We start from the raw sequence: 6054 nt of genomic DNA, 5'->3' as shown, positions 1-6054 counted from the left end.
GAAGTAGATAGAATGTGTAGTGTAGCGGTGAAATGCATAGATATTACACAGAATACCGATTGCGAAGGCAGTCTACTACGTATGTACTGACGCTCATGGACGAAAGCGTGGGGAGCGAACAGGATTAGATACCCTGGTAGTCCACGCCGTAAACGATGGACACTAGTTGTTGGAATTATTCAGTGACTAAGCGAAAGTGATAAGTGTCCCACCTGGGGAGTACGATCGCAAGATTGAAACTCAAAGGAATTGACGGGGGCCCGCACAAGCGGTGGAGCATGTGGTTTAATTCGATGATACGCGAGGAACCTTACCAGGGCTTAAATGTAGAGTGCATGATCTAGAGATAGACTTTCTTCGGACTCTCTACAAGGTGCTGCATGGTTGTCGTCAGCTCGTGCCGTGAGGTGTCAGGTTAAGTCCTATAACGAGCGCAACCCTTATCGTTAGTTGCCATCAAGTAAAGTTGGGGACTCTAGCGAGACTGCCGGTGCAAACCGCGAGGAAGGTGGGGATGACGTCAAATCATCACGGCCCTTACGTCCTGGGCTACACACGTGCTACAATGGTATGGACAATGAGCAGCCACTATGCGAATAGGAGCGAATCTATAAACCATATCACAGTTCGGATCGGAGTCTGCAACTCGACTCCGTGAAGCTGGAATCGCTAGTAATCGGATATCAGCCATGATCCGGTGAATACGTTCCCGGGCCTTGTACACACCGCCCGTCAAGCCATGGAAGTTGGGGGTGCCTGAAGTCCGTCACCGAGAGGAGCGGCCTAGGGTAAAACTGATAACTAGGGCTAAGTCGTAACAAGGTAGCCGTACCGGAAGGTGCGGCTGGAACACCTCCTTTCTAGAGAAAGATGGTGAGTTACAAAAGAGGTAATTTACTCTTTGCTGTTAATTTTAAAAAAAAGACTAAGATCTTAATAGTCTCGTAGCTCAGCTGGTTAGAGCGCTACACTGATAATGTAGAGGTCGGCAGTTCGAGTCTGCCCGAGACTACTATTTTAATTAAGGTCGAAGTAAGGAAATTCTAGAAGTTGGGTGAGAGTGTTAAGTAACTTAATCGCTCATGAGGCTCCTCTTACTAGAGAAGGGGAATTAGCTCAGCTGGCTAGAGCGCTTGCCTTGCACGCAAGAGGTCACCGGTTCGACTCCGGTATTCTCCACGAGGTTTTTATAACCTAAAGTTCATTGACATATTGGTAAAATGATATCGTAAAGAATCAAGATAGAGAGTTAGATAAATATCTAACGAATTATTTTTATAAAAATATAAAGAATTATAAAGAGCTCGTTCTAGTGTAATGCTAGAGCAAAAAGTACAATAAGCTAAATAAGGGCGTATGGCGGATGCCTAGGCTTTCAGAGGCGAAGAAGGACGTGATAAGCTGCGATAAGTAACGGGGAGATGCACATAATTTATGATCCGTTAATTTCCGAATGGGGCAACCCGGCATGTTGAAGACATGTCACCGAAAGGAGCAAACCCGGAGAACTGAAACATCTAAGTACCCGGAGGAAGAGAAAACAATAGTGATTCCGTTAGTAGTGGCGAGCGAACGCGGATTAGCCCAAACCTAATTTGTTACGGCAAATTGGGGGTTGTAGGGCTGCGACATTAGAATCTAAGTGAACTAGAATAGTTTGGAAAGACTAACCAAAGAGAGTGATAGTCTCGTATAGGTAAACGAAGAGGATATAGCAGTACCCTGAGTAGTGCGGGACACGTGTAATCCTGTATGAATCTGCCAGGACCATCTGGTAAGGCTAAATACTCCTGAAAGACCGATAGTGAACTAGTACCGTGAGGGAAAGGTGAAAAGAACCCTAAGTAAGGGAGTGAAAGAGAACCTGAAACCGTACGCCTACAAGCGGTCGGAGCACATTTACTGTGTGACGGCGTGCCTTTTGCATAATGAGCCTACGAGTTACTGTTACTAGCAAGGTTAAGGATTTAAGGTCCGGAGCCGAAGCGAAAGCGAGTCTGAATAGGGCGCAATTAGTTAGTAGTAGTAGACGCGAAACCGAGTGATCTATCCATGGGCAGGTTGAAGCTGTGGTAACACACAGTGGAGGACCGAACCAGTTGACGTTGAAAAGTCTTTGGATGACCTGTGGATAGGGGTGAAAGGCCAATCAAACTCGGAAATAGCTCGTACTCCCCGAAATGCATTTAGGTGCAGCGTTGAGTAAAAGTTTTATAGAGGTAGAGCTACTGATTGGATGCGGGGGCTTCACCGCCTACCAATTCCTGACAAACTCCGAATGCTATAAAATGTTTCTCAGCAGTGAGGGCATGGGTGCTAAGGTCCATGTCCGAGAGGGAAAGAACCCAGACCATCAGCTAAGGTCCCCAAATATATACTAAGTTGAATAAACGAGGTGGAACTGCTTAGACAGCTAGGATGTTGGCTTGGAAGCAGCCATTCATTTAAAGAGTGCGTAACAGCTCACTAGTCGAGCGGTTCTGCATGGATAATAATCGGGCATAAGTATATTACCGAAGCTATGGACTTAATAAAGTGGTAGGGGAGCATTCTATATGTGCTGAAGGTGTGCTGTGAGGCATGCTGGAACGTATAGAAAAGAAAATGTAGGCATAAGTAACGATAAAGGGGGCGAGAAACCCCCTCACCGAAAGACTAAGGTTTCCTCAGCGATGCTAATCAGCTGAGGGTTAGTCGGGACCTAAGGCGAATCCGAAGGGAGTAGTCGATGGACAACAGGTTAATATTCCTGTACTTCTTATAAATGCGATGGGGTGACGGAGTAATGAACCCGCCGCGAGCTGACGGAATAGCTCGTTGAAACACGTAGGTATTGGGACTGTAGGCAAATCCGCAGACCTAGCTGAAATGTGATAGTACCACAACTCTTCGGACGCGTGGATAGTGCGGCTAAGAACTTCCAAGAAAAACCTCTAAGCTTCAGTTTATAAGAACCCGTACCGTAAACCGACACAGGTAGTTGGGATGAGAATTCTAAGGTGCTCGAGAGATTCATGGCTAAGGAACTAGGCAAAATAGACCTGTAACTTCGGGAGAAAGGTCGCCCACCTCTGGTGGGCCGCAGTGAAAAGATCCAGGCGACTGTTTATCAAAAACACAGGGCTTTGCTAAATTGAAAGATGATGTATAAGGCCTGACACCTGCCCGGTGCTGGAAGGTTAAGTGGAGTTGTTAGCTTCGGCGAAGCAATCAAATGAAGCCCCAGTAAACGGCGGCCGTAACTATAACGGTCCTAAGGTAGCGAAATTCCTTGTCGGGTAAGTTCCGACCTGCACGAATGGTGCAACGATCTGGATACTGTCTCAGCCATGAGCTCGGTGAAATTGTAGTATCGGTGAAGATGCCGATTACCCGCAGCGGGACGAAAAGACCCCGTGAACCTTTACTATAGCTTCGTATTGACTTTGGATAAGTAATGTGTAGGATAGGTGGGAGGCTTTGAAGCAGCGTCGCTAGGCGTTGTGGAGTCAACCTTGAAATACCACCCTTTGCTTATCTAGAGCCTAACTCAGTGATGAGAACAGTGCGTGGTGGGTAGTTTGACTGGGGTGGTCGCCTCCAAAAGAGTAACGGAGGCTTCTAAAGGTTCCCTCAGCACGCTTGGTAACCGTGCGTAGAGTGCAATGGCATAAGGGAGCTTGACTGAGAGACATACAGGTCGATCAGGTACGAAAGTAGAGCATAGTGATCCGGTGGTTCCGTGTGGAAGGGCCATCGCTCAAAGGATAAAAGGTACTCCGGGGATAACAGGCTGATCTCCCCCAAGAGCTCACATCGACGGGGGGGTTTGGCACCTCGATGTCGGCTCGTCACATCCTGGGGCTGGAGAAGGTCCCAAGGGTTGGGCTGTTCGCCCATTAAAGTGGCACGCGAGCTGGGTTCAGAACGTCGTGAGACAGTTCGGTCTCTATCTGCTGTGGGCGTTAGAAATTTGAGTGGATCTGACTTTAGTACGAGAGGACCGAGTTGGACTAACCTCTAGTGTACCAGTTGTCTCGCCAGGGGCACTGCTGGGTAGCTACGTTGGGAAGGGATAAGCGCTGAAAGCATATAAGCGCGAAACCCACCACAAGATGAGATTTCTTTAAAGGGTCGTGGAAGATCACCACGTTGATAGGCTATAAGTGTAAGTGCAGTAATGTATGTAGCTGAGTAGTACTAATAACCCATAGGCTTATGTACGTAGTCTTCCTCCTTCGGGAGGAAGGACACTCTTTAGAAAGAGTATTTTACGTAAAAACAAACTTGATTTAGATTATCATATTATTTTACCATATGTCAAACATATACAGTTGAAACAACTGAAACAGTTTAAGGTGATTATAGCAATGGGGCTCACCTCTTACCATTCCGAACAGAGAAGTTAAGCCCATTAGCGCCGATGGTACTGCCACTGGTGGGAGAGTAGGTCGTCGCCTTTCTTTTAAACCTCAGTCTTTTATTAAAAAGATTGAGGTTTTTTTTTGTACTAAATTTTGACCATTCCAAGAACTTCAAAGGCAACATAATCAAGAATTTTACTATCTTCACTTTTACAAAAAATCAAATTAAATTAAATGGAAGAAAAAAAACAAGATGAAGCAGTAGAGCAATCAAAACAAGCAGTTCAGAAGGATGCTATAGGTTTATGGGAGAGTTCTAAGAAGTTTTTATTTGAATTGCTTGATTTTAGACACGATACAGATCAAGCCGCTACAATAGAGGCTATAAAGAGTGATATTGCATTTAAAGGAGCAACATCATGGATTTTAATTTGTTCTATTTTTGTAGCATCTATTGGTTTAAATGCAAATTCAACAGCAGTGGTGATTGGAGCCATGCTTATATCTCCTTTAATGGGACCAATTTTAGGAATTGGAATGTCAATTGCTATTAATGATATTGATACATTAAGAAAGTCTATGATAAACTTAGCAACAATGATTGTGTTAAGTTTATTAACAGCTTTTCTATTTTTCTTTTTGTTTCCTTTACGAGAAGAAACTTCAGAGTTATTGGGAAGAGTAAGACCAGATATTAGAGATGTTTTAATTGCGTTTTTTGGAGGTTTAGCCCTGATTATTGCTAGAACTAAGAAAGGGACAATAGCATCTGTTATATTTGGTGTAGCAATAGCAACAGCATTAATGCCTCCATTGTGTACTGCTGGGTATGGTTTGGCAGTTGGAAAGTTTGATTACTTTTTAGGAGCAATGTATCTGTTTACCATTAATGCTATTTTCATTGCCTTAGCAACTTTTTTAGTATTGAAGGTTTTACGATTTACAATGATACGCTATGTGAATTCTGTTGAACGAAAGCGAATAGCTAGAATAGCTTCTATTGTTGCATTATTAGTTATGATCCCTGCGGTTTTTACATTTATTGATGTATATAAGGAGACCATTATTAAAGCTAACTATTCTAAGTTTTTAAAACAAGAGGTTGAAGCAAACGATGACTTATGGTTACAACGAGAGAATATTGATAGAAAGGATAAAAAAATTCATTTGTATTTTAATGGGGACGTATCTGATGCAACGAAAACATTTTTAAGAAATGAATTAAGGGATTATTCAAAAATTGGAGATTTTGAGTTATTAATTAATGAAAATAAGGCAAGGAGTGTTGATAGAGTCGTAGATGCTTATGATAGAGCAATTGCTGATTTAGATGAGAAGGATAATGTAATAAAAGGACTACATAAAGAAATAGAAGATCTTAAAAGCACTATTTCTGATTTAAATACAAGAATAGAGCAAGATGCTATTGATAGGGACAACAACTCGATTCCGTTTAGTAAAATTGCTAAAGATGCCAAAATTAGATACAATGATATTAAAAGTATTAGTTTTGCTAAAACTTTAAGTTCTTCAGATTTTATCAAAATTGATACGATTCCTAATGTAAGTGTTAAATGGAACGAAAAATTAAAGGACTCAATAGTTAGGTCTAAAGAGAATGAACTTAGAAATTGGATGCAGAAAGAATTGAAATTGGATACCTTATATATAGAAAGAATAAAATAGAAAAGAAAAAACCTCTTGAATCACT

Annotated in this window: 1 protein-coding gene, 2 tRNA genes and 3 rRNA genes (1 of these 6 running past the window's edge); all 6 read left to right on the top strand. The window is 42.6% G+C overall.

Annotation, left to right across the window (positions count from 1 at the left end; translation table 11 throughout):
* Window positions 1–860 (top strand): 16S ribosomal RNA (locus ABNT22_RS14065) (it extends 661 nt beyond the left edge of the window).
* A 78-nt stretch (window positions 861–938) separates the two neighbouring features.
* A tRNA-Ile gene (locus ABNT22_RS14060) sits at window positions 939–1012 on the top strand.
* A 93-nt stretch (window positions 1013–1105) separates the two neighbouring features.
* A tRNA-Ala gene (locus tag ABNT22_RS14055) sits at window positions 1106–1179 on the top strand.
* Window positions 1180–1335: 156 nt separating this feature from the next.
* Window positions 1336–4203 (top strand): 23S ribosomal RNA (locus ABNT22_RS14050).
* 130 nt (window positions 4204–4333) lie between these two features.
* Window positions 4334–4442 (top strand): 5S ribosomal RNA (rrf, locus tag ABNT22_RS14045).
* Together the 16S, 23S and 5S rRNA genes with 2 tRNA genes alongside form the textbook arrangement of a ribosomal RNA operon.
* Window positions 4443–4577: 135 nt before the next feature.
* Window positions 4578–6029, top strand: a complete 1452-nt coding sequence (locus ABNT22_RS14040) for a DUF389 domain-containing protein (RefSeq protein ID WP_348714267.1) — start codon at window positions 4578–4580, stop codon at window positions 6027–6029.
* The last annotated feature ends 25 nt before the right edge of the window (window positions 6030–6054 follow it).

The sequence above is a fragment of the Tenacibaculum sp. 190130A14a genome, assembly GCF_964048965.1.
Lineage (GTDB): Bacteria > Bacteroidota > Bacteroidia > Flavobacteriales > Flavobacteriaceae > Polaribacter > Polaribacter polynesiense.
This window is presented reverse-complemented; position numbering and strand designations above follow the sequence as displayed.

Bases quoted from the DNA above. Each gene is read 5' to 3' on its own strand.
- ABNT22_RS14040 (WP_348714267.1), top strand. From the start codon at position 4,578: ATGGAAGAAAAAAAACAAGATGAAGCAGTAGAGCAATCAAAACAAGCA.